We start from the raw sequence: 25,890 nt of genomic DNA, 5'->3' as shown, positions 1-25,890 counted from the left end.
CGGGTGTCCCTCAGGCGCCGGTGGTGAGCGTGACGATCGGCGGGCTGGAGGGCTGCGCGGAGCCGCCGGCCGGCTCGACGGTGACGGCGAGCGCGCCGCCGGCGGGCAGGCCGCTGACGTCGGCACTGACGCGCCCCTGAGTCGGCGTCATGACACCGGCCGACGCCGGGCCGTCCTCGTCGACCACCCACAGCTGGTAGACGTGCCGGTCCGCGAGGGGAGGCAGGTCCTGCGCGGTGAAGACTGCGGCGCCACCGGCGACGACGGCGACGGCGCGGCCGCCGCCCTCGACGTCGGCCCTGAGCACCCGCGCGTCCGGACGGGCGAGCGCCTCGGCCAGGGACGTCACCTGCTCCTCCGCGCGCTGCGCGCGCTCGGCCTGCTGCACGGCGAGCGCGCCCGGGATGGCCGCGGCCAGCAGGACCGCCGCGGCGGCCGCCCACATGCCCCGTCGGCGCACCATGGACGAGCCCGCCGCGCGCGGCGTCTGTCCATGGTGCTGCCGCCCAGGGCCGGCACCGTCTTGCTGTGCGGTGTCACCGACGGCGGCGAGCACACGGTCCCGTACCTGGGCGGGCGGTGTGACGGCGCTCGCGGCCGCCAGCAAGGAGGCCGTCTCCTGGAGCGCGCGCGCTTCCTCGGCGAGCGCTGGGTCCGCTCGGATCGCGCGCTCGACGGCGACGCGCTCGACGTCGTCGACCGCGTCGAGCACCCAGGCGCCCAGCAGTTCGCGCTCCGCGCGGTGCTCGCTCATCACGCCACCCCCAGGCACGTGCGAAGTCGGTTCAGACCGTCCCGGATCCTGGACTTCACCGTCGGCAGCGGGGCGGCGAGGTCGTCCGCCACCTCACGGTAGGTGCGCCCGCCGTAGTAGGCCCGCACGACCGCCTCACGCTGCAGGTCCGTCAGCGTTCCCAGGCAGTGCTGGACGCGGTCCTGGTCCACGGTGTGCTCGACGGCCTCCGCGACGTGGTCGTATGGCGCGTCATAGTCGCGCGCGGCGACGAGGCCGTCGCGGTTGCGTTGTGCCTGGACCGAGCGCACCCGGTCGACCGCCCGGCGGTGGGCCATCGTCGCGATCCAGGCGACGACGCCACCCCGGGCGGCGTCGAAGCGGTGGGCGGTGCGCCACACCTCGATCATGACGTCCTGGGTGACCTCGGCCGCGAGGTCGGGGTCGCGCAGCACGCGCAGGGCCGTGCCGTGGACCATCGGCGACGTCGCGTCGTACAGCGACTCGAAGGCGCCACGGTCACCGCGGCTCACCCGGTCCATCAGGCCACGCAGATGGTCGGCGCGCCGGGTCGTCGGGGGCGACGTGCCGCTCGGGTCCCGGCCGGGTGACGTCACCGTGCCATTGTGCCGCGATTCCCGGCGGACGCCTGGCGTGGCCGGACAGCCACATGCCGATGGCCCGGCCTGATCGGATGGGCCATCGGCATGTTCGGTCATTCGCTTGCCGTTGTGCTGAGGCGTGGCTCAGTGCAGGATTCCGCACGCGACCGGGTCGGTGGCCTCGGCCGGCAGGCTCGGGTCGAGGTCGCTGGCGCCTTCCTTGCTGTTGCTGTACCTGCCGTCGCCGTTGTAGTCGATCCCGTGGACGACGACGACCGCCTCGCCCTCACGGACCTCCTCGGCGATGTGCTCGGCGCTGGCGGTCCCGCCGTCATGGCCGGCTCCCGGCACGTCCGTGAAGGTGATGGTGCTGCGGCTGTAGTGGTACCTGCCGTGCTCAGCCACGGGGAACCGGGTCACCGCAAGGGCGCTGGCGGGGGAGGTGTCACCATTGGTGGTCAGGGAGACGACGATCGGTCCGTATCCCGGGGCCCCCTCGGTCGTCGTCAGGCGCCCGTCCCGGTTCTTGTCGTCCTTGAACAGTGCCGGGCACTCCTGGCGTGCCTCGTCCCCGAAGTGGATGTGCTGGGCGTGGGGAGCGTCCGGGCTCAGCCCCTTGATGCGTACACCGACGGTCTTGATGTCCTCGCCGCGCACCACCACCGTCGCCCTGCCGGACGCCCCGGAGCCGTTCAGCTCGGTGAGCCTTGCGTGCAGGGTCATCGCGTGGTCGGCGCCCCCGCCCTCCGCCGACCCAGAGCCGTGGGCCAGTGCCGGACCAGCCCCGACCAGGGCCATGGCACACATCGCCAGAGCCGAGGTACCGAGGGCCGCCACAGAAAGTCGCTTGTGCATGGTCTGCTCCTTGCGAGTCGGAGAAGCCGACGAGGCGATCCCGCCAACCACGATGGGTTCGTAGCCGGTGGGCCGCCGGATGGGATCCTGTCGGCCCGGCGTACTCGTCCGCGTCAGAGCCCCGATCGCAGCGACGCGATCGAGGCTCTTCCCGTTGCCGCGGCACCCCACCGGTGTCCAGGCGTCAGGACCGGTGTGTCCCCCGCGACTTGGTCAGCGGCGGCGGTCCGGCCGCCAGCGGTCGCCGCGCTGCAGGACGTAGCGGTTCAGCACGAGGCGCCACGGGATGACGGCGAGGATGATCACGACCCAGCCGACGGAGGACGCCTTCTCCGCCGTGGCGGCGTCCAGCTGGCCGGCGGTCCACAGCGGCAGCGCGACGACGGCCAGCCAGATCAGCTTCCAGGCCGATTCGAACAGCAGCAGCGGCAGCATCTGGACCGGGTAGCGCAACCCGACGAACGCCAGGAGCGACATCGCCAGGAGCATGCACTCCACGACCCCTTCCATGAGGGGCCACGGCTCGTCACGACCGATGAACGCCGGCCACTTCGTGAGGGCGAGGCCGACGCCCATCACGAGGTACCCCACCCTCAGGAGGTGGAGGCGGGCGAGCGACACCTGGGCGTCCCTGGTTGTCGGCGCGCCGTCGCGGCGCGTGCCGGTGATCGTTCCACGAGTGTTCAACGGAGCTCTCCCTCGACTTGTGCTGGCGGGGCCGCCGGCGCGGACTGCAAGGTGAGGACCTCGTAGCCGCGCAGCGCCTCGAGAAATGGTTGGAAGCTGCCGGTGACCAGGCAGCGCACGGTCGGACCGGTGGCCTCGACCCTGCTGACGCCGGAGGCCCGCTCGATCTGCCGGGCGGGGGGTGCGCCGACAAACGTGACCTCGACTCGCTGGGCCGGATGCTCCGTCGTCATGACCACGAACCTAGGGACCGCGCTCACCGCGGTCATCAGTGGAGTCACGGAGCCGGTACTGACGGGGCATCTCCGGGACAGGACAGGGCGGGCGCAGTACGGTGCGTCCGTGCCGAGTCCCGCCCAGCGAGCTGGGAACCTGCCCGCCGAGGTGACGAGCTTCGTCGGGCGGCGCCGTGAGCTGGCCGAGGCCAGGAAGGCCCTGGCGACGGCGCGGCTGGTCAGCCTGGTCGGACCGGGGGGCGTGGGCAAGACCCGCCTGGCGGTGCGCATCGCGACCGGCCACGGGCGGGGATTCCGGGACGGTGCCTGGCTCGTCGAGCTGGCCGAGATCCAGGAGCCGGCGCTGCTCGGCAACGCCGTCATGGCCGCCCTCGGCCTCCGCGACCAGGCCGCGACCGAGCCGGCGGCCCTGCTCCGCGACTACCTCCGGGACAAGGAGCTGCTCCTGGTCCTCGACAACTGCGAGCACCTGCTCGGCGCGGCCGCCGAGCTGGCCGGCGACGTCATCCGGGCGGCGCCGGGCGTGCGGGTGGTCGCCACGAGCCGGGAGCCGCTCTCGGTGCCCGGCGAGCACGTGCTGCCCGTGCCGCCGCTCCAGCTCCCCTCGCCGGACGTCGACGAGCCACTGCCTCGGCTGCGCCAGAACGAGGCGGTGGCGCTCTTCGCCGAGCGGGCGGCGGCGGCATCGGGGCGCTTCGAGGTGACGGCGGCCAACCGGGCCGCGGTCGTGGACATCTGCCGCCGGTTGGACGGGCTGCCGTTGGCGGTGGAGCTGGCGGCGGTGCGGGCCCGGGTGCTGACACCCGGCCAGATCCGTGACCGGCTAGGCGCCCGGTTCGACCTGCTCACCGGTGGCGGGCGTGCGGCGCTCCCGCGCCACCAGACGCTGCGCACGACGATCGACTGGAGCTACGACCTGCTGACACCGGTGGAGCGGACCCTGCTCACGCGGCTGTGCGTGTTCGCGGGCCGGTTCACGCTCGACGACGTCGAGGCCGTGTGCTCCGCCGACGACCTGCCGGCGGCCGGCATCCTCGACCTGCTGTCGTCGCTGCTCGACAAGTCGCTCGCCACCAGGGAGGACGTGGGTGGGACCGCCTGTTACCGGCTGCACGAGACCATGCGGGAGTACGCGCGCCTCAAGCTGGACGAGGCGGGCGGATGGGACGCCGTCGAACGGCGCTGCGCCGACTACTACCTGGCGCGGTGCCACCAGTTCGCGGCCGAGGGCCGGCATCGGCTGCTCGAGTGGCTGGCCTGGATGGACCTGGAGATCGACAACGTCCGGGCCGTCCTGCGCAGGCACCTCGACCAGGGCCGACTCGACCGCGGTCTCGACCTGGCCACCAGCCTGGTCTGGTACTGGGTCACCCGCGCCACGACCGAGGGCGTCCGGTGGATGGACGAGGTGCTCTCGCGGGAGGCAGGGCCGCACCCCTGGGCGTACTTCGTCCGCGGGTTCCTCGCCGTCCTCCAGGGCGACCCGGCGGCGGCGACGTCGGCGCTCGACCGCGGCGTCGCGGCCGCCCGGGCGGGCGGGAGCCCGGAGGTCCTGGCGCAGTCGCTCGCCATGGCGTCGATCGCCGCGAGCATGGCGCGCGACCGGACGGCGGCCACCCGGCTGCTCGACGAGGCCCGCGCCGTCGGCGCGGGCCGCGGCGACCTGGGCGCGACGCTGATGACCCACCAGGCGCAGGCGCTAGGCGGCTTCCTCGACGGCGATCTCGCCGCGGTCACCTCCGCGGCCACGGCGGGCGCGCGGCTCAGCCGGGACGCGGGTGACCTGTACAGCCTGGGCATGATGCTCATGAACCAGGGCTTCGTCGCGCTCATGTCCGGCGACCTGCGCGAGTCGGAGGAGCGGTTCACGGAAGGCCTGCGGGTCGCCGAGCAGCTCGACGACCGGGTGGCGCAGTGCTACCTGCTCGGGGGGCTGGCGTGCTGCGCGGCCGCGGGTCGCGAGCCCCGGCTGGCCGCGCAGCTCCTCGGGGCCATGGAACGCCTGCGCAGCGAGGCCGGAGCCACCACCAACGCGGGACTGGCGCCGGCACTGGCGCACGCCACCAGCGCGGCGTCGGCGGCGCTCGGCCCCAGGTTCGAGCCGGAGCTCAGCGCCGGGCGCCGGCTGAGCCGGGAGGACGCCGTCCGGCTCGCGCTCCGCGAGGGCCCGGCGGCCGCGGCGCGCGACCACGCGGACGCCGGCGTGCTGGGGAGGCGGGGGACCGAGGTGGCGCGGCTCGTCGCCGACGGCCTCAGCAACAAGGAGATCGGCGCCCGCCTGTTCATCTCGGAGCGCACCGTCGAGAGCCATGTCCGCAACGCCCTGAACAAGCTCGGCTTCAGCTCCCGGGCGCAGATCGCCGGCTGGATGGCGCTCTCGGACGGATGAGGTGCGAGAGGAGTCCGGGATGACCGGGGAGACGGCGGCAGCCGGTGGCCACCAGGAGACGCCCCTGGTCGGCGCGCTCGCCGACTTCGGGGCGGCGGACGTCGCAGCCGCCGGCGGCAAGGGCGCGAACCTGGGCGAGCTCGTCCGGGCGGGGTTCCCGGTGCCGGGCGGCTTCGTCGTCACCACCGCCGCTTACGCGGCGCTGCTGGCGGAGACCGGGCTGGGCGCCTCGCTCGCCGAGCTGCTGAGGGCCGGGGTCGACGGCGAGAGGATCCGGGGTGCCTTCGCCGCCGTTCGCATGCCCGAGGCGGTGCGCGGCGCGATCACCGCCGCCTACAGGCAGCGCGGCGGTGGCCCGGTGGCGGTCCGCTCCAGCGCCACCACCGAGGACCTGCCGGGGGCGGCCTTCGCCGGAGCGCAGGAGACCTACCTCAACGTCGTGGACGAGGACGCCGTGATCGACGCGGTCGCGCGCTGCTGGGCCTCGCTGTGGACGGACCGGGCGCTCGCCTACCGGCGGCACCAGGGGATCGACGAGGACGACCTGGCCATCGCCGTCGTGGTCGAGGACATGGTGCCCGCGGACGTGGCCGGCGTGATGTTCACCGCCAACCCGGTCACCGGGCGGCGGGACGAGACCGTGGTGGAGGCCGGCAGGGGCCTGGGCGAGGCGGTGGTCTCCGGGCGGGTGACGCCCGAGCGCTACGTCCTCTCGCGCGGCCGGCTGACGGAGTGGACGCCCGGCGGCCAGGAGACCGTCATCCGCGTCGCGGCCGGCGGGGGCACCGACGCGGCTCCCGGCGAGAGGCGCACGAGGCCCATCCTCACGAGGCAGCAGCTCACCCGGCTCGCCGACCTGGCCCGGCAGACAGCCGCGCACTTCGGCCGCCCCCAGGACCTCGAATGGGCCATCTCCGCCGGGCGGGTGTACCTGCTGCAGGCACGACCCATGACCGCGCTGCCGCCGGAGCCCCTGGCCCTGAACCCGGTCCAGCGGAAGGTCGCACCGTTCTTCGTCGAGATGTTCCAGGAGCGTCCCTACCCGCTCGACGTCTCCGGGTGGCTGCAGCACGGGATCTTGGACATGCTCGGCCGCATGGCCGGCAGCATCGGCGTCGTGTTCCCCTCGGCGTCCGAGCTCCTGCCCGAGGAGGACGGCGTGGTCCTCCGGCTCGTGCCGCCGGTCCCGCGCCCCACGGTCCGGGCGCTGGCCGCACCGGTGTCGGTGCTGCGGCGCGTGCGCCGCTTCGACCCGTCGACGTGGACGCACGACCCGCGCTTCGCGGCCTTCCTGCGCGAGGCCGAGCGGTTGCGGGCCCAGGACCCGCGGCAGCTGGACTGGCCGGGGCTCCTGAGCCTCGTGCGTCAGCTGTTCGACGCACTCCGGCCCATCTCGGAGCTGCGGGTGTCCTACCTGCCCGGGTCGTTCCTGCCCCAGCTGACGCTCCGGCTCGCGCTGCTGGCGCTCGGGAAGCGCCGGCTGGCCCCGGCGCTGATCGCCGGGGCGCAGACGCGGACCAGCCAGGCCAACCGCGACCTGGCGGCGCTCGCGGACCACGTCCGCGCCGACGACGACCTGCGCCGGGCGTTCGCGCGGCTCGACCCGCCCGACCTCCTGCCCCTGCTCTCCGGCGACCCCCGGTTCGCCGAGCTCGCCAGGCGGCTCGACGCGTTCCTGGGCGAGTACGGGCACCGGGAGACGGTCAGCCTGCTCCTGGTCAGCTCGCCGACCTGGTCGGACGCCCCCGAGGTGGTCCTCGGGCTCGTGAAGGCCCTCACGCACGACGGCGGACCGGCGGTGGACCAGACCGGCGACGCGCTGCGGGAGCTCACCGCCCACCCGGCGCTGCGCAACGCCACGCTGCGACGCCACGTCCTGGGCTGGGTGCAGGCGGCGAAGACCGGGACGGGCTTCCGCGAGGACACCCACTTCTACGCCACCATGGTGCTTCCGCCGCTGCGCCGGGCCCTGCTCGAGCTCGGCGACCGGCTGCGCGCCGCCGGCGTGCTCGACCAGGCCGCGGACGTCTTCCACCTGCGGTTCGAGGAGCTGACCGCGATCCGCGACGCCGGCGCGCTGGCACCCGAGGAGCGGGACCGCCTCCGCGTCACCGTGCTCGCCCGGGCGGCGAAGCGCCGCGAGCTGGCCGGCCTCCCGCTCCTGGACCTGGACGCGCTCTTCGCGGACCGCGCGACGCGCGCCGGCGCGCTGCTCACCGGGTCCGGTGCCAGCCGCGGCACGGCCACCGGCGCCGCCCGCATCGTCCGCGGACCCGCCGACTTCGCCAGGCTGCGGGGCGGCGAGGTGCTCGTCTGCCCCTACACCAACCCCTCCTGGACCCCGCTGTTCCAGCGCGCGGCCGCCGTGGTCGTGGACGCCGGCGGGCTGGGTTCCCATGCCGCGATCGTCGCGCGCGAGTACGGGATCCCGGCCGTGATGGGCACCGGGAACGGCACCCGTGCGCTGCGGGACGGGCAGCGCGTCACGGTGGACGGGACCACCGGGCTCGTCACGGCCGCCCCGGACGAGCGCTGACCCTCCGCTCGACGCGGTGACCGCACGCCTCGCGGCAGGGGCTACCCGCCCAACCAGGCGAGGGCCGCGACGACGGCGGCGGCCGTGCCCGTCTCGAGGGTGGGCCGGATGACGGGCGCGAACATCGGCGAGTGGTTGCCCGGGATGTCCCGGTTCACCGTGCCGCGCTCGGCGGCGGCCTTGTAGACGTCGGGGTCGATCCCGCCGAGGGCCCAGTAGGTGTACGGCACCTTCAGGGCGGTGGGGATGTCGGTGAAGTCCTCGCTCGCCGTCTGTCGGCCGAAGTCACCGGCCGCCTCCCCGAAGCGGGCCTGGAACGCCGTCGCGACCCTGGCGGTGACGGCCGGGTCGTTGTCCGTGAGCGGGTAGCGGTCGTAGGTCTCGAACTCCGGGTCCTTCGGCGAGCCCGAGGCGGCGCACTCGGCGCGGACGATGCGCTCGATCGCGGCCGCCATCTGTGCCCGCGTCTCCTCGCTGTAGGCCCGCAGGTTGAGCTCGAGCACGGCGTGGTCGTCGATGATGTTGCTCTTCGTCCCCGCCGCGATCCTGCCGACGGTGAGCACGGCGAACTCGCCCGGCGCCACCTCGCGCGAGACCACGGCCTGGAGGCGGACCACGATCATGGCGGCGAGGACGGCGGGGTCGACGGACAGGTGCGGCATGGACCCGTGGCTGCCCCGCCCGTAGACGGTGACCCGCACGCTCTCGGCGAGGGAGAGGAACGGGCCCGGGTGGGTGCCCACGGTCCCGGCGGGGTAGGCCAGGACGTGCTGGGCCAGGGCGACGTCCGGTGTCGGGACCAGTGACGCGAGGTTGTCCTCGGCCATACCCCGGGCGCCGTCGGCAAGCTCCTCGGCGGGCTGGAACAGCGCCACGAAGGTGCCCGACCACGCGGACCGCGCCCCCGCGAGCAACCGGGCCGCGCCCGCCAGACAGGCGACATGCACGTCGTGCCCGCACGCGTGCATGACCGGGACGTCGTTCCCGTCGGCGTCCGTGGCCCGCGCCGTGCTGGCATAGGGCAGCCCGGTGGCCTCCGCCACGGGCAGCGCGTCCATGTCCGCGCGCATGAGCACCACCGGGCCGTCCCCGTTGGCGAGCACCCCCACCACGCCCGTGCCGCCGACGTGCTCGTGCACCTCGAACCCCAGATCCCGCAGCCCCGCCGCGACGAGCCCGGCGGTGCGGCTCTCCTGGTGGCCCAGCTCGGGATGGGCGTGGAGGTCCCGGTACAGGTCCTCCTGCCAGTCCCGGATGGTCGCCTGTGCGCCCAGTACGGCGTCCGCGCTCGATGGTGCGCTCATCTCACTCCCTGGGGCGTCCCGCGCCTCGTCGACGCCGGTCCGGATCTCCGTGGCATCCTCGGTCCCGTCCAGCATGCTCCGCGCCGGCACGGACCGCATCGCCGCGGACCGCTCCCTCACCACCGAGTGGCCGTGGCCGGGGCCGGGGCCGGGGCCGGGAGGACGAAACGGGCGCGGACGGCGGCCCCTCATTGCCCCCGCGCCACGGGTGGGCGACCATCGGGTGTGGCCGTGGACGTGACAGCGCAGCTCGCCGACCTGCTCCCCGACGTCTTCCGGGCCATCGACCTCACCGGCGTCCTCCTCAACGGCGTGCTGGGCGGCATCGTCGCCCGCCGGCGCCGCTTCGACCTCGTCGGCTTCGCGATCCTCGCGATCTTCTCCGCGCTGGGCGGCGGGATGCTGCGCGACACCCTCCTGCAGGCCGGGCCGCCCGTCGCCCTGACCGACCCGTACTATCTCGCCACCGCCCTGGCCGGGGCCGTCATCGCCTTCTTCGTCCCGCTCAAGGGGCGGTGGTGGAACCGGATGTTTATGGTGGCCGACGGCATCGTCCTGGGCTCCTGGGCTGCGACGGGGGCGACCAAGGCGCTGGCCGCCGGGCTCGGCGTCCTCCCGGCGATCCTGCTCGGGGTGACCACGGCGGTCGGCGGCGGCATGATCCGCGATGTCGCGGTCGGCGAGGTGCCGGCCATCTTCGGTGGCAACACCCTCTACGCCACCCCGGCGGTCTTCGCCTGCCTCGCCACGATCCCCCTCCACTACCAGGGACTGGACAGCATGGGCATGCTGGCCGCCATCGTGGTCGGCGCCGGCCTGAGCATCCTGGCCCACTGGCGGCAGTGGAAGCTGCCGGACGCCGAGGCGATGCACCTCGGCGGCCGCGTGCGCCACCGCCGGCGGGCCGGGGACGGGGCGCCGGATGGGGACGGGGGTCCGGATGGGGACGGGGGCGCGACGGTGTCCGGGGCGCCGGACAGGGACGCAACCGGGGACGCACCCGCGGCCGGACGCCCGGCCGGGGACGGCAACCCCGCCGAGGGCGGCCGCCGGCCGTCGCGCCTCGAGGGCTGGTGGCGTCGGCATCTCTACGGCGACCCTCGCTGAAGCCGCCCCCGATGCCCGGTAGCCGCCTCTGCTACGCCGCAGGCGCGGACATTCTTTCCGGCCCGGAGATCGCCGGGCCGGCCGCACACCAGAAAAGTGACGTCGTCACGGTCTCGGCCGCCCCGACAACCCCGCCGCAGCTGCGTCCCTACGCCACGGCGTAGTATTCGGCGTCGACATTGCCGGCCATCTGGGTGGCCACCTCGACGAGAGCGTCCGCCGGGTTCGGCGCGAGCGACGAGAAGTTCTCCGTGCTCCAGGCGGCCATCACCTCGCGGCGCAGCCCCCGGGTGCGCAGCCGTAGCTCCACCGCGTCACCGCGCCGCCGCAGAGACCACGCGAAGCCCTCCGGAGCCTCCGGGAGCACATTCTTTACCCGCAAACGCATTCTTTCCTCCTCATCCGTGACCGAGGTGCGCGACGAGGACGAGCCGTTCGCGGTGGCACGGGCCACACCCGGTCACCATTAGCTGATGATCTTTTCGCGGTCCGATCTAAATCGAGCCTAGCCGAGATTGTGGAAATGTCAAGTATTGACCGAACAAATGCGTGCGAAAGCGCGGTGCGCGTTGTGGAATGGAAGAGGTAATCGCTGCACGGAAAACAATGCCCGCGGGCGCCGCGGTCAGGACGTCGTGAGGGCGGTGAGGCGTGGGCGGTCCAGGACGGCGGTCCATCGGCGCCCGGAGTCGATGATCCCCTCCCTGCGGAGTCGGCTCATCACCCGCGAGACGGACTCGGGCGTCGAGCCGGCACGCCGGTCCCGCTGCACGTCTGATCGGTCGACCACGCCCGGCCCGCTGCACGTCTGATCGGTCGACCACGCCCGGCCCGCTGCACGTCTGATCGGTCGACCACGCCGTCCGCTCCGCGGCGGGGATTCCACATATCGGAATGTGCGCCGGGCCCGTTGCGGGATGCGGGATGCGTTCGTACGTTCTACACGCGGCTGGACGTGACGTACCCCACAGTCCCCAGCCGGGCAAGCAAGGAGGCTTGGACAGCATGGACGTTGACCTCGAAGAGCTCGCGGCGATCATCGAGCAGCTGGACAAGACGGAGTTCACCGAGTTCCTGTACGAGAACGGGCCGCTCCGGATCCACGTCCGGCGCGGGCTCCTCGCGCCCCTCGAGGAGTCTCCGGGCAACGGCCGGACGGCGGAACACCCTTCCGGCCCCGGCGGCGCCGCCCCTGAGCGGGCCGCGCGGTCGCACGAGGGGCACGCGGACGCCGGCTACGCCGTGGCACCCGAGCAGCCGAGGGGCGGTCGGTCTGCCGCTGCGGCACCCGCCCCGGCGGCGGCCGCCCCGGCGCCCCGGGACGCGGTGAGCCCCGACGCGCTGCCGCCCGGGCACGTGCTCGTCAAGGCGCCCATGCTCGGCACCTTCTACCGCGCCCCCAAGCCCGGCGAGGCGGCGTTCGCCGAGCAGGGCGAGACCGTGGCCGCCGACTCGGTGGTCTGCATCATCGAGGTGATGAAGCTGATGAACTCCGTCCCCGCGGGCGTCGCCGGTGAGCTCGTCGCGGTGTACGCCAGCGACGGCGACCTCGTGGAGTTCGACCAGCCGCTGTTCGCCATCCGGGAGGCGTCATGACCCCCCGGGTCTTCGTCGCCAACCGCGGCGAGATCGCGGTGCGGATCATCGACGCCTGCCAGCGCCTGGGCCTGGAGACCGTCCTCGGCGTCTCGACGGCGGACCGCGCCACGCTGGGCGCCCGTCGCGCCGACCGCGTCGTCACCCTCGGGCCGCCCCGGTCAACGGACAGCTACCTGAGCGTCCCTGCCGTCGTCGAGGCCGCCTCCGCCACGGGGTGCACCCTGGTGCACCCCGGGTACGGGTTCCTCTCGGAGCGGCCCGACTTCGCCGAGGCCTGCGCCGAGAACGGCCTGGTCTTCGTCGGCCCCAGCCCCGAGGCGCTGCGCGCCCTGGGGGACAAGCTCGCCGCCCGGGACCTGGCGGAGTCCGTCGGCGTCCCCGTCTCGGCCGGCGGTCGGGCGCGCACGCCCGAGGAGGTCGAGCGCCTCGCCGCCTCGATCGGCTACCCGGTCCTGGTCAAGGCCGCCCACGGCGGCGGGGGGCGCGGCATGAAGCGCGTCCACGACCCGGCGGACCTCCACGAGGCCTGGCAGGTCGCCTCCGCCGAGGCGCAGTCCGCCTTCGGTGACGGCACCGTCTTCCTCGAGCGCTTCGTCGAGGACGCCAAGCACGTCGAGGTGCAGATCCTCGGTGACCGCCACGGCAACGTCGTCCACCTCGGCGAGCGGGAGTGCACCGTGCAGTTCCGCTACCAGAAGGTGGTGGAGGAGTCGCCCTGCGCCGCGCTGCCGGAACAGACGCGGCGTCTGCTGCACCACAGCGCCGTCCGCATCGCCCGGGCCCTGCACTATGTGGGCCTGGGCACCGTGGAGTTCCTCTACGACGTCGACCGAGACGAGCTCGCCTTCCTCGAGGTCAACCCCCGCATCCAGGTGGAGCACCCGGTGACCGAGGCCGTCACCGGGGTCGACCTCGTCCGCGAGCAGCTCCTCGTCGCGCTCGGCGAGCCCCTCGGCTTCACCCAGGCGGACGTCCATGTCGGCGGTCACGCGATCGAGGCGCGCATCACCGCGCAGGACCCGGAGAACCACCTGGCCCCCTCACCGGGCACCGTCACCCGCTGGCGCCCCTCGGCCGCCGGGGGCCTGCGGCTGGACTCGCACATCTACGAGGGCTACCGGTTCCCGCCGTTCTACGACGCGCTCATGGCCAAGCAGGTGGCCTGGGCGCCCGACCGGGGCGCGGCCCTCGGCCGGCTCAGCGAGGGGCTGAGCCGCTTCGAGATCGGTGGCGTCAAGACCTCGCTGCCGCTGCTGCAACGGATCCTGGACGAGCCGGCCTACCGGGACAACACCGTCACCACCCGCTGGCTCGACCAGCTGCTGGCCGGCACCGACGCCGCGCCGGCCGCGGTCCCCGAGGACCCGGGCACCTCGTCCCGGGTCGCTGAGGAGGCACGATGAGTGAGATCTCCCTGGTGGACGTCTCCCTGCGCGACGGCAACCAGAGCATCTGGGGCGCGACCGGAGTGACCACCCGCATGGTCGAGGGCGTCACACCTGACCTCGACCGCGTCGGCTACCGCGCCCTGGAGATCGTCTCCTCCACCCTCATGGCCACCGCGGTGCGCTACCACCGGGAGGACCCGTGGGCGCGGCTTCGCGCGGCGCGGGACCGGGCCCCGCGCACCCAGCTCGGCTTCCTCACCACGGGCAAGCGGTTCATCACGTTCCACCGGACCCCGGACGCCGTCTTCGAGCTCGCGTTCTCCCTGCTCGTGCGCAACGGCATCCGCCGGCTGTGGGTCATCGACCCCATGCACGACATGGCGGGCGCCAAGCGCACCGCCGAGATGGCCAAGCGGGTCGGGTTCGAGGAGGTCATCGGCGGGATCTGCTACACCACCAGCCCGGTTCACACCGACGAGTACTTCGCCGCGAAGATCGCCGAGCTCGACGACTCCCCGGCCATCGACCACATCTACCTCAAGGACCCCGCCGGGCTGCTCACGCCGGACCGCGTCAGGTCCCTGATCCCCACGCTCCAGGGCAGCCTCCGGCACAAGAAGCTCGACGAGATCCACTCGCACAGCACCACCGGCCTCTCGCCGATCACCGTGCTCGAGGCGGCCGACCTGGGCATCTCCACCATCCACTGCGCCCTCCCGCCCCTGGCCAACGGCAGCTCCCACCCCGAGGCCCAGCACCTCGTCGCCAACCTCCGCGCCCGCGGACACAGCGTCGACGTGGACCTCGACGCGATGGACCGGGCGTCCGCCTACCTCGTGCGCCAGGCGAGGATCAAGAACCTCCCCGTCGGCACCCCGAACCAGTACGACGAGGCCTACTACCGCCACACCATCCCCGGCGGGGTGCAGTCCACCACCCGCCGGCAGCTGACCGAGATCCGCCGCCCGGAGCTCTTCGACGCCGTCATCGAGGAGTCCGTGCAGGTCCGTGAGGACCTCGGGTGGCCGATCGTCATGACGCCCTTCGCGCAGTACATCGTCACCCAGGCCACCCTCAACGTCATCACCGGCGAGCGGTACAAGCAGCTCTCCGACGAGGTCATCGACCTCCTCCGCGGCGACTTCGGCCCCCTGCCCGGGACGGTGAACCCGGACCTGCTCGACCGGGCCATGAGCACCAAGCGGGGCCGGCAGCCCGTCAACGACGGCGGCGACGTCACCATTGCCGACCTGCGCCGCCGCTTCGGGCAGACGATCGGCGACGAGGAGCTGCTGCTCCGCGCGGTGATGCCGGCCGAGCAGGTCGACGCGATGTACGCCGCCGGCAACGCCCCGGCCGCCACCCTCAAGCGGCTGCTGGCCACGGTCGAGGAGCGGCCCTCCGTCACGTCGGTGTCCGTCAGCGACGGCGCCACGCGGTTCTCCCTCGAGCGGGCAGGGGCTGCGCGATGAGCGAGGCCGGGCTCGCCGCGATCCACCGGACCCGGGCGTGGGTGATCGACGTGGACGGCTGCCTCATGCGCACCGCCCACGCCGGCGGCGCCGGGGGAGAGGCCATGCCGCGGGCCGGCGAGCTCCTCGCCGCCCTCAAGCGGGCCGGGCACCACGTGGTGGTGTGCACCAACGCCTCCCAGCGCCCGCCCGCGGAGTACGCCCAGCACCTGCGCGAGAAGGGCATCGGCGTCGCGGACGAGGACTTCGTCACCGCGGGCAGCGCCGCCGCGGACCACGTCGCAGCCCACCACGCCGGCGCCCGCGTCCTGGCCGTGGGCGACGTGGGCCTGGCGCAGCCGCTGGTCGACCTCGGCGTCGAGACCGCCCTGCCCGGCGGCCCCCTCGCGGACGTCGTCGTCGTGGGCGCCGCCTCCGAGTACCGCACCGAGGTCATCAACGCGGCGTGCCTGGCCGTCGACGCCGGCGCCGTGCTCTACACCACCGTCGACACACCCTGGTTCCACGGCGGCCTGGGGCGCTCGGTCACGGTCTCCGCCACCATCGCCCACGCCATCGGCTGGGCCACCGGGACGTCGCCGCGCGTGCTCGGCAAGCCCTCCGCCTCGCTGGCCGAGACCCTCCTGCGCCGCCTGCCCGAGCCACCCGAGCGCATCGCCGTGGTCGGCGACGCCGGCGCCGAGATCCGCCTCGCCCGCGCCATGGGCGCCACCAGCACCCTCGTCCTGTCCGGCGCCATCACCCCGGAGACGCTCGCGCCCCTCCAGGGTCCCGATCGGCCCGACGTCGTCCTCAGGGACGTCGCCGAGCTGTACGACCTGTTGTTCGCACCCCTTCCGATGTCGCAAGGAGCCCCCTCATGACCGAGACCACGCGCCGCTTCCCGTTCTTCGACGAGGCCGAGCCACCCGCCGGGGCCGAGGGGTGGGAGTCGATGTACCCGTACTACCTCGTGCCCTCGGAGGAGACCCGCGAGCACGAGAACGCCCAGTTCTGGTTCGCCGACACGATGCACTGGTCCCGCGGGTGCCACCCCTTCGACAGCATCGGCGCCGAGGCCGTGTACCTCGGGGTCGGGACATTCAGTACCCGGATCTTCGCGCTGCCGGTCTCCCTCGGCCTGGACGTGCGCGTCGTCAACGGCTACGTCTACATCTCCCCGCTGAACGTCGCCGACCCCGAGGAGGTGCAGCGCCGCGCGGCGATCTTCCAGGAGCGCGCCGGCTACTACTACGCCAACTGGGACGAGCTGTACGGCAGGTGGAAGACCAAGATGGAGGGGGCCATCGAGTCCCTGCGGACCATCTCCTTCCCGAAGCTGGAGGACTTCGACCCCGCCGAGGTCGTCACCGAGGCCCGGGGCCGGTCCACCTCCCTCGCGGTCATCGAGAACTACCACCGGCTCATCGACGAGTTCTTCGCCATCTGGCAGTACCACTTCGAGTTCCTCAACCTCGGCTACGGCGGGTACATCACCTTTTTCCAGTTCTGCAAGCAGGCCTTCCCCCTCATCACCGACCAGACGATCTCCCGCATGGTCGCCGGCGTGGAGGTCCTCGCCTTCCGCCCCGACGACGAGCTGCGGGGGCTCGCCGCGCTCGCCGTCGAGCTCGGCCTCACCGACGTCGTCACCGCCGAGGGCAGCCCCGAGCAGACCCTCGCCGCGCTGGGCCGCACCGAGGAGGGACGGCGGTGGCTGGACGCCTTCGAGCGGGCGAAGACGCCGTGGTTCAACTACTTCGCCGAGTACGGCTTCACCCACGACCAGCAGACCTGGGCCTCCGACCTGTCCATCCCGCTCCAGGGCATCGCCCGCTACGCGACCAAGATCGCCGCCGGGGAGGACATCGCCCGGCCGGTCGAGCGGCTGCGGGCCGAGCGTGACGAGATCGTCGCGGAGTACCGCGCGCTGCTCACCGAGGAGGAGGCCCAGCAGTTCGACGAGCTCGTCGGCCTCGCCGGCAAGGTGTTCCCCTACATCGAGGAGCACAACATCTACGTCGAGCACTGGGCGCACGACGTCTTCTGGCAGAAGGCCTGGGAGCTCGCCGACTTCCTGCTCGCGGCCGGCTTCACCGAGCAGCGCGACGACATGTTCTACCTCAACCGCTACGAGCTGGACACCGCCCTGTTCGACGTCGTCGACTCCTGGGCCATCGGCGTCCCGGCGCGCGGCAAGCAGCGTTGGCAGAAGGAGATCGCCCGACGCCGCGGCATCGTCGCGGCGCTGCAGGGCGAGACGGCCCCGCCCGCCTACGGCATCCCGCCCGAGCAGGTCACCGACCCGTTCGCCGTCATGAACTACGGCGTGACCACCGAGCGGGTGGCCGACTGGCTCGGCACCGGCGAGGGCGGGTCGACGACGCTCACCGGCGGGCCCGGCTCCCTCGGCGTCGTCGAGGGCCCGGTGCGCGTGCTCAAGTCCGAGAAGGACCTGCCCGAGCTGCTCCCCGGGGAGATCCTCGTCGCCCCGATCACGGCCCCCTCCTGGGCGCCGGCCTTCGCCGTCGCCTCCGGGGTCATCACCGACATCGGCGGGATGATGTGCCACGCCGCCATCGTCTGCCGCGAGTACGGCATCCCCGCCGTCGTGGGCACCGGCTTCGCGACGGCGCGGCTCACCACCGGGCAACGGGTGCGCATCGACGGCAAGGCCGGGACCGTCACGATCCTCGACGGCGCCCCCGACGACTCCGCCGGCACAGGACCCGCGGCCACGCAGGACGTCCCCGGCAGTCACGCCACCCCCGCACAGGCTCAGAAGATCGGCTAGGAGAGTCCCATGTACACCGTCCAGTTCACAGAAGAGGCATGCCGGGACGTGCGGTCCGTCGGCGGCAAGGCCGCCGGCCTGGCGGACATGGTCGCCGCCGGCCTCCCCGTCGCACCGGGCTACGCCGTCACCGCCGAGGCCTACCGCGCCTACCTCGCCCAGCACGGGCTGCTCGAGTCCACGTCGCGCATCCTCGACCGCCTCGGCCGGACCCACGACCAGGGCGCCTTCGAGGAGGCGGAGCGGGAGATCGCCGAGCTGGTCAGCGCCGCACCGGTCCCGGACGAGGTCGCGACCGAGGTGCGCGCCGCGTACCGCCGCCTGTGCGAGGACACCGGCGTGCCCGACGTCGCCGTCGCGGTGCGCTCCAGCGCCACGGCCGAGGACTCCGTCGGCGCCAGCTTCGCCGGCGAGTTCGAGACGTGGGTTGACGTCGTCGGCGAGGACGCGGTCCTCGAGCACGTCGCCCGGTGCTACCGGTCCGTCTTCTCCGGACGCGTGCTGTCCTACCTCGCGGAGAAGGGCATCTCACCGCACGCCATCGAGATGGCCGTGGTCATCCAGAAGACGGTCCGCGCCCGCGCCGCCGGCGTGATGTTCACCCTGAGCCCGACCAGCGGGGACCGCTCCAAGGTGGCGCTGGAAGCCAGCTGGGGGCTGGGCCTCTCGGTCGTGGGCGGGGAGGTGACGCCGGACCGGTTCCTCGTGGACAAGGTCGGCCTCGCCATCGTCGAGCGCACGCTGGGGCGCAAGCTCATCGAGTACCGCCGCGGCGACGCGCCGGTCCCCGTGGCCGAGGAGCGCCAGCACGTGCCCTGCCTGAGCGACGAGGAGATCACCGCGCTCGCCCAGCTCGGCAAGCGGCTCGAGAAGATCCACGGCGCGCCGCAGGACATCGAGTTCGCCCTCGACGAGGAGCTCCCCGCGGGCGCCAACGTCATCCTCCTCCAGTGCCGGCCGGAGACGGTGTGGTCCAGCGCCCAGCGCAAGCCCGCCTTCGACGCCTCGGCGGGGATGATGTCCTGGATCACGGGCAGCATCTCCGGCGCGCCGGCCGGCGGCGGCGCGGTCGGCCACCGCCACGAGAGCAAGGCGAGCTGACCCGTGGCAGCCGTGACACCGGGGGCGCTGCTCCGCCCAGCGCCGCCCAGGAGCGACTGGGCGGCAAGCGAGCTGGGCCGGTTCCTCCTGTCCGTGGAGGGGAGGACCGGCAGGCGCTTCGCCACGTACGAGGACGCCTGGCAGTGGTCCGTGGACGAGCTCGAGACGTTCTGGACCCTGCTCTGGGACCACTTCGCGATCATCGCCCACGAGCCGCCCACGGCCGTGCTCGAGCCGGACACCATGCCCGGCGCCGGGTGGTTCCCCGGGGCCACCCTCAACTACGCCGAGCACGCGATCCGCGCCCTGCGCGAGCGCCCGGACGCGGTGATCGTGGTCGCCCGGAGCCAGACCACCGGCGCCCGGGAGTGGACCGCCGCCCGGCTGCTCGAGGAGATCGGCCGGATCCAGCGGGGCCTGTCCCGCCTCGGCGTCGGGCGCGGCGACCGGATCGCCGCCTACCTGCCCAACGTGCCCGAGACCCTGGCCGTGTACCTCGCGGCCGCGGCGATGGGCGTGGTGTTCTGCGCGGTGGCGCCGGAGATGGGCCCCCGTGGGGTGCTCGACCGCATCGGCCAGCTCGAGCCGGCGCTGCTCCTCGCCGTCGACGGGTACCGCTGGGGCGAGAAGGAGGTGCGCCGCACCGACGAGCTCGCCCGGATCCGCGCGGCGCTGCCCAGCACGACGACCGTGCTGCTGCCCTACCTCGACGGGGCGGCCGAGCCGCCGCCCGGCGCGCTCTCGTACGCCGACCTCACCGCACAGGGCGGGGAGGTCACGGTCGTGCCCGTGCCGTTCGCCCACCCGTTGACCGTGCTGTTCTCCTCCGGCACCACCGGCAGGCCCAAGGCGATCGTCCACTCCCACGGCGGCCTGCTCCTCGAGCACCACAAGGCCATCGCGCTCCAGTTCGACCTCGGGCCGCAGGACCGCGCCTTCTGGTTCACCACCACCGGGTGGATGGTCTGGACGCTCGCGGCGTCCTCCCTGCTCACCGGGTCCGCACTGGTGCTCATGGACGGCGACCCCTCCTGGCCCCGGCTGGACGGCGAGTGGTCGCAGTGGGCGGTCGCCGCCGAGACGGGCGCGACGTTCCTGGCCTCCGGCTCCGCCTACCTGGCCGCGTGCGCGCACGCCGGGCTGCGGCCCGGCGAGACCTGGGACCTCAGCCGCCTGAAGGAGATCAACTGCTCCGGCTCCCCGCTCGCCGCGGACGTCGCCGCCTGGGTGTACGACGCCGTCGGCGACGCGGTGCTGCTCGGCCCGACCTCCGGAGGGACGGACGTGTGCACCGCCTTCGTCGGCGGGAACCCGCTCGTCGCGGTGTACGCCGGGGAGATGTCCTGCCGTCCGCTCGGCGCGGCCGTGGACTCCTGGGACCCGCAGGGCCGGCCGCTGCGGGGCACGCCGGGCGAGCTGGTCGTGACCCGGCCCATGCCCTCGATGCCGGTCTTCTTCTGGGGCGACCGCGAGGGCGAGCGGTACCGCGCCAGCTACTTCGACGTCTACCCGGGCGTGTGGTGCCACGGCGACTGGCTCGTGCGGACGGAACGCGACACCTGGGTGATCACCGGCCGCTCCGACGCCACGCTCAACCGGGGCGGCGTCCGCCTCGGCACGGCCGAGTTCTACGCCGTGCTGGACGGCATGCCCGGCGTCGCGGACGCCATGGTCCTGCACTTCGAGGACGGCACGGGCATGGGCACGCTCCTCCTCCTCGTCGAGGCGGCGGGCGAGGACCACGCGGAGCTCGAGCGCCGCCTGCGGACCACCATCCGCCGGGAGCTCTCCCCGCGGCACGTGCCCGACGTGGTCGTCTTCGTGCCCAGCGTGCCGCGCAACCCGGCCGGCAAACGGCTGGAGGTCCCGCTCAAGCGCATCGTGCAGGGCGCCGCCGTCGACGAGGCCCTCGACCTCGGGGTGGTCGTCCGGCCGGGGGACGTCCCGGGCGTCGTCGCCCGCGTCAGGGCGGCGCTCCACTCCGCGGCCGTGCCGGGATGAGGCGGCGGGCGGCGAGGGTGACGGTGCGTGCGGCGGTCGTCGCGGGTGCCGCCGATCCGGCTCAGTCCGTCGTGGGCGCCCGTCGGCCGCGCAGCCGGTCCTGGATGGCCTGCGCGCATTCGCGCAGCGCGGTGACGTAGCCGTGCATGTCGGCCTCCTGGAACCGGGCGCGTGGCATCGCGATCGTGACGGCGCCGACCGGCTGGCCGGTGTCCGAGTGCAGGCAGACCCCCAGGCCCACGACTCCCCGCTCGGTCTCCTCGAAGTTGGTGCCGAAGCCGGCCCGTCGCGTGGCCGTCAGGTGGCGCTTCAGCTGCGCCAGGGACGTGATCGGGCTGGACGGCCACGGCGGGAGCCCGCCGCGGTAAACCTGCTCGAGGTCCACCGGGCTCAGCTCGGCGAGCATCGCCTTCCCCCCGGAGGAGCAGAACGCCGGCATCTGGTCGCCGATGCGGACCCCGACCCGCAGGTTGGCCCGCCCCTCGAGGCCGTCGACGAACTGGATGTTGCCCCCGCGCAGGATCATCAGCTGCACCGTCTCGCTCACCTGCGCGTGCAACGCCGCCATCGGCTCGTGGGCCGCCTCCCGCAGCCGGCCCAGAGTGAGCGGCTCCGTCGACGTCTCGCCCAGGGCGGGCCCCGGCCGGTAGCGGCGGTCGCTGCCCTGCGCGGCGAAGCCGCGATGGGTCAGGGCCGTCAGGAGCCGATGCGCCGTCGAGGGGGCCACGTCCAGGCGCTGCGCCGTGTCCTTCACCGACATCGGCTCGCCGCCCCGGAGCAGCAGGAGCAGCTGGAGGGCCTTGTCGACCGACCCGAGAGGCGAAGACACGTCAGCGTTCCGCATGTGGGAATTGTGACATACAACATTCCGGGGTGCGGCGCGCGCTCGCACCCGTCCCGCTTCACCAAGGAGATCACATGTCCGTCCCAGCCGCCGCGCCGGGTGTCCTGCTCGACGCCCTGCCCGTCAGCCGCCTGCGCGACGCCTCGGCCGTCGTCGGGGGCGCCGCAGCCATCGCCCTCATCGGCCAGGCCGTGGTGCCTCTGCCGTTCACGCCAGTGCCGCTGACCCTCGGCACCCTGGGCGTGCTGCTGTTCGGAGCCGCCCTCGGGCCGGTCCGGGCGGCGGCCAGCGTCGCGCTGCTCCTGCTCGTCGGCGTCGCCGGGCTGCCCGTCTTCGCCGACGGCACGAGCGGATGGGCGTTCGCGTCCTTCGGCTACGTGCTCGGCTACCTGCCCGCGGCCGTCCTCATGGGCCGGCTCGCCCGCCGCGGCGGTGACCGGTCGCCGTGGCGCACGATCGCTGCCGCGGCGGCCGCCTCCACGACGGTGTACGCGCTCGGCGTGCCCTGGCTGATGGCCTACCTCCACGTCGGGCTGGTCCCGGCGCTCACGATGGGCGTCGTCCCGTTCGTCGCCGGCGACGCGGTCAAGGCCGTGGTCGCCGCGCTGTGCCTGCCCGGCACGTGGCGCCTGCTCCGCATGTCCCGCGCCCGCCGCGGCTACGGACGGGAGGCGGCGTGACCCGCGCCTGGGCCCGAGGTCCCCGGCACGCACCCGCTGCCGAGCTATCGTGAGCGTCATCCCACCAGTCGTTCCGAAGGAGATCGCCCCAATGCCCATGGATGGAAAAGTCGCGATCGTCACGGGCGCCGCGGCGGGTCTCGGCCGCTCGGTCGCCCGATGCTACGCCAAGAGGGGCGCCCGGGTCGTCGTGGCGGACATCAACGACGAGAAGGGTGAGGAGACCGTCAGGCTCATCACCGACGCCGGCGGGACCGCGAGCTTCCGGCACGCGGACTCCAGCTCGCTCGAGGAGAACGAGGCCCTCGTCGCGTTCGCCCGCGAGACCTACGGCAAGCTCGACATCGCGTGCAACAACGCCGGCATCGCGCCGCCGTCGACGCCGTTGGCGGAGGTCTCGGCCGAGCTGTGGCGCAGGACCCTGTCCATCGACCTCGACGGGGTGTTCTTCGGTATCAAGGCCCAGATCCCCGCGATGCTCGACAACGGGGGCGGCACGATCGTCAACATGGCCTCGATCCTCGGGCAGGTCGGTTTCCTGGGGCTGGGGCCCTATGTCGCGGCCAAGCACGCGGTCGTGGGCCTGACCAAGCAGATCGCCGTGGACTACGCCGCCCAGGGCATCCGGGCGATCTCGATCGGCCCGGCGTTCATCAAGACCGGCCTCGAGGCCGCCCTGGACGAGAAGTCCCGGGCCGAGCTGGACAGCTCCCATCCCGTGGGCCGGATGGGCGAGCCCGACGAGGTCGGTGAGGTCGTGGCGGCCGTCTCCGAGAGCTCGTGGTCCTTCGTCAACGGCGCCTACATCCCCGTCGACGGCGGCTACCTCTCCCGCTGAGCCGGGCACCACACCGAACGAGCCTTCCGGTCAAGGATGGCCACGGCCCTGGTCCAGGTGGTCGCCCGGGGCTAGCGTGGTGACCTGGCGCGGACCTCCCGGTGCCGACGCAGCGGGCCGCGGCCACCGGCCACCCGCTGCCGCCCGTCGGGGTGCGCAGACGCACATCGACGGGAGACGGCCATGGCCTACGGAATCGTGCATCACTTCGCGGGTGGCACGAAGGAGCAGTACGAGGCGTCGATCGCCGCGGTCCACCCGAGCGCGGACCGCCTGCCCGACGGGCAGATCTTCCACGCGGCCGGCCCATCGCCCGGCGGGTGGACGGTCATCGCCGTCCACGAGTCGCAGGAGAGCTGGGAGCGCTTCCGCGACGACATCCTCCTCCCCGCGTTCCAGCGGGGGATCGAGGGCGGCTTCGCGACGGCCCCGGAGGAGACGGCCATCGACCTGTACACCGTCAGGCCCTAGGGACGCGGCCCGGGCGCGCACCGCGGCTCCCGCGCGGCGGGCGTTCGCCCGTCAGGCGCCCTTGGGCTCCGCGGCGACCTCCGCCATCTCCGGTGCGGCCGGGCGGTGTGCGAGCGGGCGCCCGGACGACTCGGCCGGCACGACCGCCAGGTCCCTGCGGGAGACCGACAGGTAGATGACGACGCCGAGGATGACCAGGAGGAACAGTGCGCTGGTTCCCACGGTGCCGAGGCCCAGGCCCCCTTCGGTGCGGGGCTGGGAGAGGAGGTCGCCCAGGGAGGCGCCGAGCGGCCGGGTGAGGATGTAGGCGAGCCAGAACGCGAGGATGGCGTCCAGGTGGAGGCCGCCGTAGGCGATGGCGACGACGGCGATCAGGCCCGCGAAGATCACCACGGACGTCCCGTAGCCCCAGCCCAGGCCCTCGGCCGTGAGGTCACCGGCGGCGGTCCCGAGGGCGAACGTGAACAGGATGGCCAGCCAGTAGAAGGCTTCGCGACGCGGCGTGTAGATGCTGTGGATGGACAGGGTCTTCTCGCCCGCGTACCAGGCGGCGAACGTGACGGCCAGGGCGATGGCGAAGACGACCGTGGTGGCCTGGAGGGGCACGCCCAGGTTGTCCGTGAGGTTGTCGGTGATGAGGGTGCCCACCACCGAGATCAGGACGACGGCGAGCCAGTAGACGGCCGGAACGTACCGACGGGTGCGGAACTGAAGGATCAGGGCGACGGCGAGCAGGACGCTCATCACGACCGTCGTCCCGCTGAGGCCCAGCCCGAGAGTCCCGTTGAGGAAGTCCGCCGCGGTCTCGCCGACGGTAGTGGCCATGACCTTGACGACCCAGAAGTAGAGGGTGATCTCGGGAACCTTGCTCCAGGGCTGGCGCGTGGCGGAGTCGGTTCGCGGGGATGGTGAAGGCATAGGTGATGACCTTTCAGGAGGACGCCTGAGGATGGCTGCGGCCGAACGGGCCACCTCTTGCGCGACGCGGCCCGCACTGCTTGATAGGCCCGGTTGATGCCGGCCGGCCGAACCATGCGTGCCCCGCCATCCTTATGAGCCCGCTTGAGAGGACGCTGAGGCTGCCTGTGAGTCGTCGGCGTGGACCGCGCGCCTCGTCGCGTGCCGCCGCGGCCAACCGGGCCGGCGGAGCCGCCCGCCTCGCTCAGCCCCGCGGCCACCGAGGTACTCCGGGCACGCAAGTGGCCCGCGCGTCGGCACGGTGGGCCGGGTGCAGGCGTCAGCGAGTGAGGGTGAAGGTGTCGAGGACGTTCCCGTCGGGGTCGATGGCGGTGCCGGTGAGGTGGTCGCCGTAGACGGCGAGGTCGAGGTACTGCAGGGTCGAGGTGCTGATGGCGGTGAACGGCTCCTTGCCGACCGGGCGGAGCTTCGCGCCGGCGCCGGAGACGACGTAGGTGACGCCGTCCTGGGGGGTGGTGCGTTCGTAGTCGTGGTCGTGGCCGGCCAGGACGAGAGGCACGTGGTACTTGGTGAACAGCGGGACCCAGCGCTGCTGGATGCTCGGGGTGGAGCCGTGCTGGCCGGAGGAGTAGGCGGGGTGGTGCATCGCGGCGATGGTCCACGTCCCGGACGGGACGGTCTCGGCCAGGGTGGCCTCGAGCCACCGGGCCTGCTCTGGGTCGTCGACCCGGTTGGAGTCGAGCACGATGAGGCGCACGGGGCCCACCTGCTGGGTGTACCAGCGGTCCTTCCGGCCGAGCTTGCTCAGGATCTGCTGTTCCTCGTCGCTCTTGTAGTCGTGGTTGCCCAGGACGGGCACCAGCTGGGCGCCGTCGCCGAGCACCGGCGAGAACGGTTCGGTGATCCGGTCCCCGACGTGGGACGCGTCGCCGTTCTCGTAGATGAGGTCGCCCAGCAGCAGGAGGGCGTCGTAGGTGTCGTCCCGGCTCTGCACGTCCATCTCCCGCGCGATGGCGTGCTCCGCGTCGGTGCCGGTCCCGGTGTCCCCGGCGACCGCGATCCGCACCTCGGGCCGGTCGGTTCCCGGCGTTGTCGCGTCACCGGCGCCGGTCGACGGCGCCGCCTGCTCTGCCGCAGAAGAGGGCTGGCTCGCCCTGGCGGCCGGCGACGGCTGGTCGTGACGGAACACCGACGTGACGAGGGCGGGGGACAAGACCGCGACGAGGCCAGTGATGGCCGCGATCGCCAGGACGAACCCCAGGACGATCATGACTCCGCGTCGCGTCATGCCCGCATCCTGGTCGAGGCGCCTGAGAGAACGCTGAGATACGGAGTCACGTTGCTTGCCGGGCGGGG

At 73.3% G+C, this 25,890-nt stretch carries 24 protein-coding genes; 13 read left to right on the top strand and 11 right to left on the bottom strand.

What is annotated here, in order from left to right; all coding sequences use genetic code 11:
* Positions 1-10 precede the first annotated feature (10 nt).
* From EJK16_RS09700 to EJK16_RS09680, 5 genes are all read right to left on the bottom strand, one after another.
* Positions 11-754 (bottom strand): anti-sigma factor, encoded by a 744-nt coding sequence (locus EJK16_RS09700; RefSeq protein WP_127128751.1) that lies wholly within the window; start codon positions 752-754, stop codon positions 11-13.
* On the bottom strand, positions 754-1,350 hold the full coding sequence (gene sigK / locus EJK16_RS09695; RefSeq protein WP_240645921.1) for an ECF RNA polymerase sigma factor SigK: 597 nt from the start codon (positions 1,348-1,350) through the stop codon (positions 754-756). Before sigK ends, EJK16_RS09700 begins: the two co-directional genes overlap by 1 nt.
* Positions 1,351-1,479: 129 nt before the next feature.
* Positions 1,480-2,190 (bottom strand): hypothetical protein, encoded by a 711-nt coding sequence (locus tag EJK16_RS09690; protein ID WP_127128747.1) that lies wholly within the window; start codon positions 2,188-2,190, stop codon positions 1,480-1,482.
* Between the two features lie 213 nt (positions 2,191-2,403).
* A complete protein-coding gene (locus EJK16_RS09685; RefSeq protein WP_205739690.1) occupies positions 2,404-2,877 on the bottom strand; it encodes a hypothetical protein in 474 nt (157 codons plus the stop codon).
* Complete coding sequence (locus EJK16_RS09680; RefSeq protein ID WP_127128745.1) at positions 2,874-3,110, bottom strand: hypothetical protein; 237 nt, start codon at positions 3,108-3,110, stop codon at positions 2,874-2,876. Before EJK16_RS09680 ends, EJK16_RS09685 begins: the two co-directional genes overlap by 4 nt.
* 109 nt (positions 3,111-3,219) lie before the next feature.
* On the opposite strand from EJK16_RS09680, the gene EJK16_RS20515 reads away from it, so the two are divergent.
* Positions 3,220-5,502: a LuxR C-terminal-related transcriptional regulator gene (locus tag EJK16_RS20515; RefSeq protein ID WP_304999941.1), complete on the top strand. Its 2,283-nt coding sequence runs from the start codon at positions 3,220-3,222 to the stop codon at positions 5,500-5,502.
* A gap of 19 nt (positions 5,503-5,521) precedes the next feature.
* Positions 5,522-8,038: a PEP/pyruvate-binding domain-containing protein gene (locus tag EJK16_RS09670; protein WP_127128741.1), complete on the top strand. Its 2,517-nt coding sequence runs from the start codon at positions 5,522-5,524 to the stop codon at positions 8,036-8,038.
* 41 nt (positions 8,039-8,079) lie between these two features.
* Here EJK16_RS09670 and EJK16_RS09665 read toward each other — a convergent pair whose 3' ends face one another.
* Positions 8,080-9,342 (bottom strand): amidohydrolase, encoded by a 1,263-nt coding sequence (locus EJK16_RS09665; RefSeq protein WP_127128739.1) that lies wholly within the window; start codon positions 9,340-9,342, stop codon positions 8,080-8,082.
* Between the two features lie 231 nt (positions 9,343-9,573).
* Between EJK16_RS09665 and EJK16_RS09660 the strand changes: the two genes are divergently transcribed.
* Entirely contained in the window at positions 9,574-10,449 is an 876-nt protein-coding gene (locus EJK16_RS09660) for a trimeric intracellular cation channel family protein (RefSeq protein WP_240645920.1), read from the top strand.
* 148 nt (positions 10,450-10,597) lie between these two features.
* Here EJK16_RS09660 and EJK16_RS09655 read toward each other — a convergent pair whose 3' ends face one another.
* Positions 10,598-10,837: a hypothetical protein gene (locus tag EJK16_RS09655; RefSeq protein WP_127128737.1), complete on the bottom strand. Its 240-nt coding sequence runs from the start codon at positions 10,835-10,837 to the stop codon at positions 10,598-10,600.
* Between the two features lie 237 nt (positions 10,838-11,074).
* A complete protein-coding gene (locus tag EJK16_RS09650; protein ID WP_240645919.1) occupies positions 11,075-11,239 on the bottom strand; it encodes a helix-turn-helix domain-containing protein in 165 nt (54 codons plus the stop codon).
* A gap of 215 nt (positions 11,240-11,454) precedes the next feature.
* Between EJK16_RS09650 and EJK16_RS09645 the strand changes: the two genes are divergently transcribed.
* The 7 genes from EJK16_RS09645 to EJK16_RS09615 are packed head-to-tail and all read left to right on the top strand — an operon-like array spanning position 11,455 to position 20,783.
* Positions 11,455-12,045 carry a biotin/lipoyl-containing protein gene (locus tag EJK16_RS09645; RefSeq protein WP_127128735.1) on the top strand — a complete coding sequence of 197 codons (591 nt, stop codon included), beginning with the start codon at positions 11,455-11,457 and terminating at the stop codon, positions 12,043-12,045.
* Positions 12,042-13,451, top strand: coding sequence for an acetyl/propionyl/methylcrotonyl-CoA carboxylase subunit alpha (locus EJK16_RS09640; protein WP_127128733.1), 1,410 nt, complete (start codon positions 12,042-12,044; stop codon positions 13,449-13,451). The genes EJK16_RS09645 and EJK16_RS09640 overlap by 4 nt, the downstream gene beginning before the upstream one ends.
* Positions 13,448-14,908 (top strand): pyruvate/oxaloacetate carboxyltransferase, encoded by a 1,461-nt coding sequence (locus EJK16_RS09635; RefSeq protein ID WP_127128731.1) that lies wholly within the window; start codon positions 13,448-13,450, stop codon positions 14,906-14,908. The genes EJK16_RS09640 and EJK16_RS09635 overlap by 4 nt, the downstream gene beginning before the upstream one ends.
* Positions 14,905-15,771, top strand: a complete 867-nt coding sequence (locus EJK16_RS09630; protein WP_127128729.1) for an HAD-IIA family hydrolase — start codon at positions 14,905-14,907, stop codon at positions 15,769-15,771. The genes EJK16_RS09635 and EJK16_RS09630 overlap by 4 nt, the downstream gene beginning before the upstream one ends.
* A complete protein-coding gene (locus EJK16_RS09625) occupies positions 15,768-17,681 on the top strand; it encodes a PEP-utilizing enzyme (RefSeq protein ID WP_127128727.1) in 1,914 nt (637 codons plus the stop codon). Before EJK16_RS09630 ends, EJK16_RS09625 begins: the two co-directional genes overlap by 4 nt.
* A gap of 9 nt (positions 17,682-17,690) precedes the next feature.
* A complete protein-coding gene (locus EJK16_RS09620) occupies positions 17,691-18,782 on the top strand; it encodes a PEP/pyruvate-binding domain-containing protein (protein WP_127128725.1) in 1,092 nt (363 codons plus the stop codon).
* A gap of 3 nt (positions 18,783-18,785) precedes the next feature.
* Positions 18,786-20,783, top strand: a complete 1,998-nt coding sequence (locus EJK16_RS09615) for an acetoacetate--CoA ligase (protein ID WP_127128723.1) — start codon at positions 18,786-18,788, stop codon at positions 20,781-20,783.
* A 61-nt stretch (positions 20,784-20,844) separates the two neighbouring features.
* Here EJK16_RS09615 and EJK16_RS09610 read toward each other — a convergent pair whose 3' ends face one another.
* Positions 20,845-21,627, bottom strand: a complete 783-nt coding sequence (locus tag EJK16_RS09610; protein ID WP_127128721.1) for an IclR family transcriptional regulator — start codon at positions 21,625-21,627, stop codon at positions 20,845-20,847.
* Between the two features lie 74 nt (positions 21,628-21,701).
* Here EJK16_RS09610 and EJK16_RS09605 point away from each other — a divergent pair, with 74 nt between their 5' ends.
* The 3 genes from EJK16_RS09605 to EJK16_RS09595 all read left to right on the top strand — a co-directional run bounded on the left by EJK16_RS09605 (position 21,702) and on the right by EJK16_RS09595 (position 23,616).
* The gene (locus tag EJK16_RS09605; RefSeq protein WP_127128719.1) at positions 21,702-22,307 is read left to right on the top strand and encodes a biotin transporter BioY; all 606 of its coding nucleotides are present in this window, start codon (positions 21,702-21,704) and stop codon (positions 22,305-22,307) included.
* 91 nt (positions 22,308-22,398) lie between these two features.
* Complete coding sequence (locus EJK16_RS09600; RefSeq protein WP_127128717.1) at positions 22,399-23,145, top strand: SDR family NAD(P)-dependent oxidoreductase; 747 nt, start codon at positions 22,399-22,401, stop codon at positions 23,143-23,145.
* Positions 23,146-23,328: 183 nt separating this feature from the next.
* Positions 23,329-23,616, top strand: coding sequence for a hypothetical protein (locus EJK16_RS09595; RefSeq protein WP_127128715.1), 288 nt, complete (start codon positions 23,329-23,331; stop codon positions 23,614-23,616).
* A 51-nt stretch (positions 23,617-23,667) separates the two neighbouring features.
* Here EJK16_RS09595 and EJK16_RS09590 read toward each other — a convergent pair whose 3' ends face one another.
* Together EJK16_RS09590 and EJK16_RS09585 are read right to left on the bottom strand one after the other, a co-directional pair.
* Entirely contained in the window at positions 23,668-24,534 is an 867-nt protein-coding gene (locus EJK16_RS09590) for a hypothetical protein (protein ID WP_127128713.1), read from the bottom strand.
* Positions 24,535-24,853: 319 nt separating this feature from the next.
* The gene (locus tag EJK16_RS09585; RefSeq protein WP_164737263.1) at positions 24,854-25,822 is read right to left on the bottom strand and encodes a metallophosphoesterase; all 969 of its coding nucleotides are present in this window, start codon (positions 25,820-25,822) and stop codon (positions 24,854-24,856) included.
* Between the last annotated feature and the right edge of the window lie 68 nt (positions 25,823-25,890).

It is taken from the genome of Georgenia sp. SYP-B2076, assembly GCF_003991205.1.
In the GTDB taxonomy this organism is placed as follows: domain Bacteria; phylum Actinomycetota; class Actinomycetes; order Actinomycetales; family Actinomycetaceae; genus Georgenia.
This window is presented reverse-complemented; position numbering and strand designations above follow the sequence as displayed.

Excerpts from the sequence above, each read along its gene's own strand:
- EJK16_RS09635 (WP_127128731.1), top strand. The coding sequence starts at position 13,448 with ATGAGTGAGATCTCCCTGGTGGACGTCTCCCTGCGCGACGGCAACCAG.
- EJK16_RS09645 (WP_127128735.1), top strand. The coding sequence starts at position 11,455 with ATGGACGTTGACCTCGAAGAGCTCGCGGCGATCATCGAGCAGCTGGAC.
- EJK16_RS09690 (WP_127128747.1), bottom strand. The coding sequence starts at position 2,190 with ATGCACAAGCGACTTTCTGTGGCGGCCCTCGGTACCTCGGCTCTGGCG.
- EJK16_RS09590 (WP_127128713.1), bottom strand. The coding sequence starts at position 24,534 with ATGCCTTCACCATCCCCGCGAACCGACTCCGCCACGCGCCAGCCCTGG.
- EJK16_RS09625 (WP_127128727.1), top strand. The coding sequence starts at position 15,768 with ATGACCGAGACCACGCGCCGCTTCCCGTTCTTCGACGAGGCCGAGCCA.
- EJK16_RS09665 (WP_127128739.1), bottom strand. The coding sequence starts at position 9,342 with ATGAGCGCACCATCGAGCGCGGACGCCGTACTGGGCGCACAGGCGACC.
- EJK16_RS09610 (WP_127128721.1), bottom strand. The coding sequence starts at position 21,627 with ATGCGGAACGCTGACGTGTCTTCGCCTCTCGGGTCGGTCGACAAGGCC.
- EJK16_RS09700 (WP_127128751.1), bottom strand. The coding sequence starts at position 754 with ATGAGCGAGCACCGCGCGGAGCGCGAACTGCTGGGCGCCTGGGTGCTC.
- EJK16_RS09585 (WP_164737263.1), bottom strand. The coding sequence starts at position 25,822 with ATGACGCGACGCGGAGTCATGATCGTCCTGGGGTTCGTCCTGGCGATC.
- EJK16_RS09605 (WP_127128719.1), top strand. The coding sequence starts at position 21,702 with ATGTCCGTCCCAGCCGCCGCGCCGGGTGTCCTGCTCGACGCCCTGCCC.
- EJK16_RS09600 (WP_127128717.1), top strand. The coding sequence starts at position 22,399 with ATGCCCATGGATGGAAAAGTCGCGATCGTCACGGGCGCCGCGGCGGGT.
- EJK16_RS09670 (WP_127128741.1), top strand. The coding sequence starts at position 5,522 with ATGACCGGGGAGACGGCGGCAGCCGGTGGCCACCAGGAGACGCCCCTG.
- EJK16_RS09680 (WP_127128745.1), bottom strand. The coding sequence starts at position 3,110 with ATGACGACGGAGCATCCGGCCCAGCGAGTCGAGGTCACGTTTGTCGGC.
- EJK16_RS09640 (WP_127128733.1), top strand. The coding sequence starts at position 12,042 with ATGACCCCCCGGGTCTTCGTCGCCAACCGCGGCGAGATCGCGGTGCGG.
- EJK16_RS09630 (WP_127128729.1), top strand. The coding sequence starts at position 14,905 with ATGAGCGAGGCCGGGCTCGCCGCGATCCACCGGACCCGGGCGTGGGTG.
- EJK16_RS09595 (WP_127128715.1), top strand. The coding sequence starts at position 23,329 with ATGGCCTACGGAATCGTGCATCACTTCGCGGGTGGCACGAAGGAGCAG.
- EJK16_RS09620 (WP_127128725.1), top strand. The coding sequence starts at position 17,691 with ATGTACACCGTCCAGTTCACAGAAGAGGCATGCCGGGACGTGCGGTCC.
- EJK16_RS09655 (WP_127128737.1), bottom strand. The coding sequence starts at position 10,837 with ATGCGTTTGCGGGTAAAGAATGTGCTCCCGGAGGCTCCGGAGGGCTTC.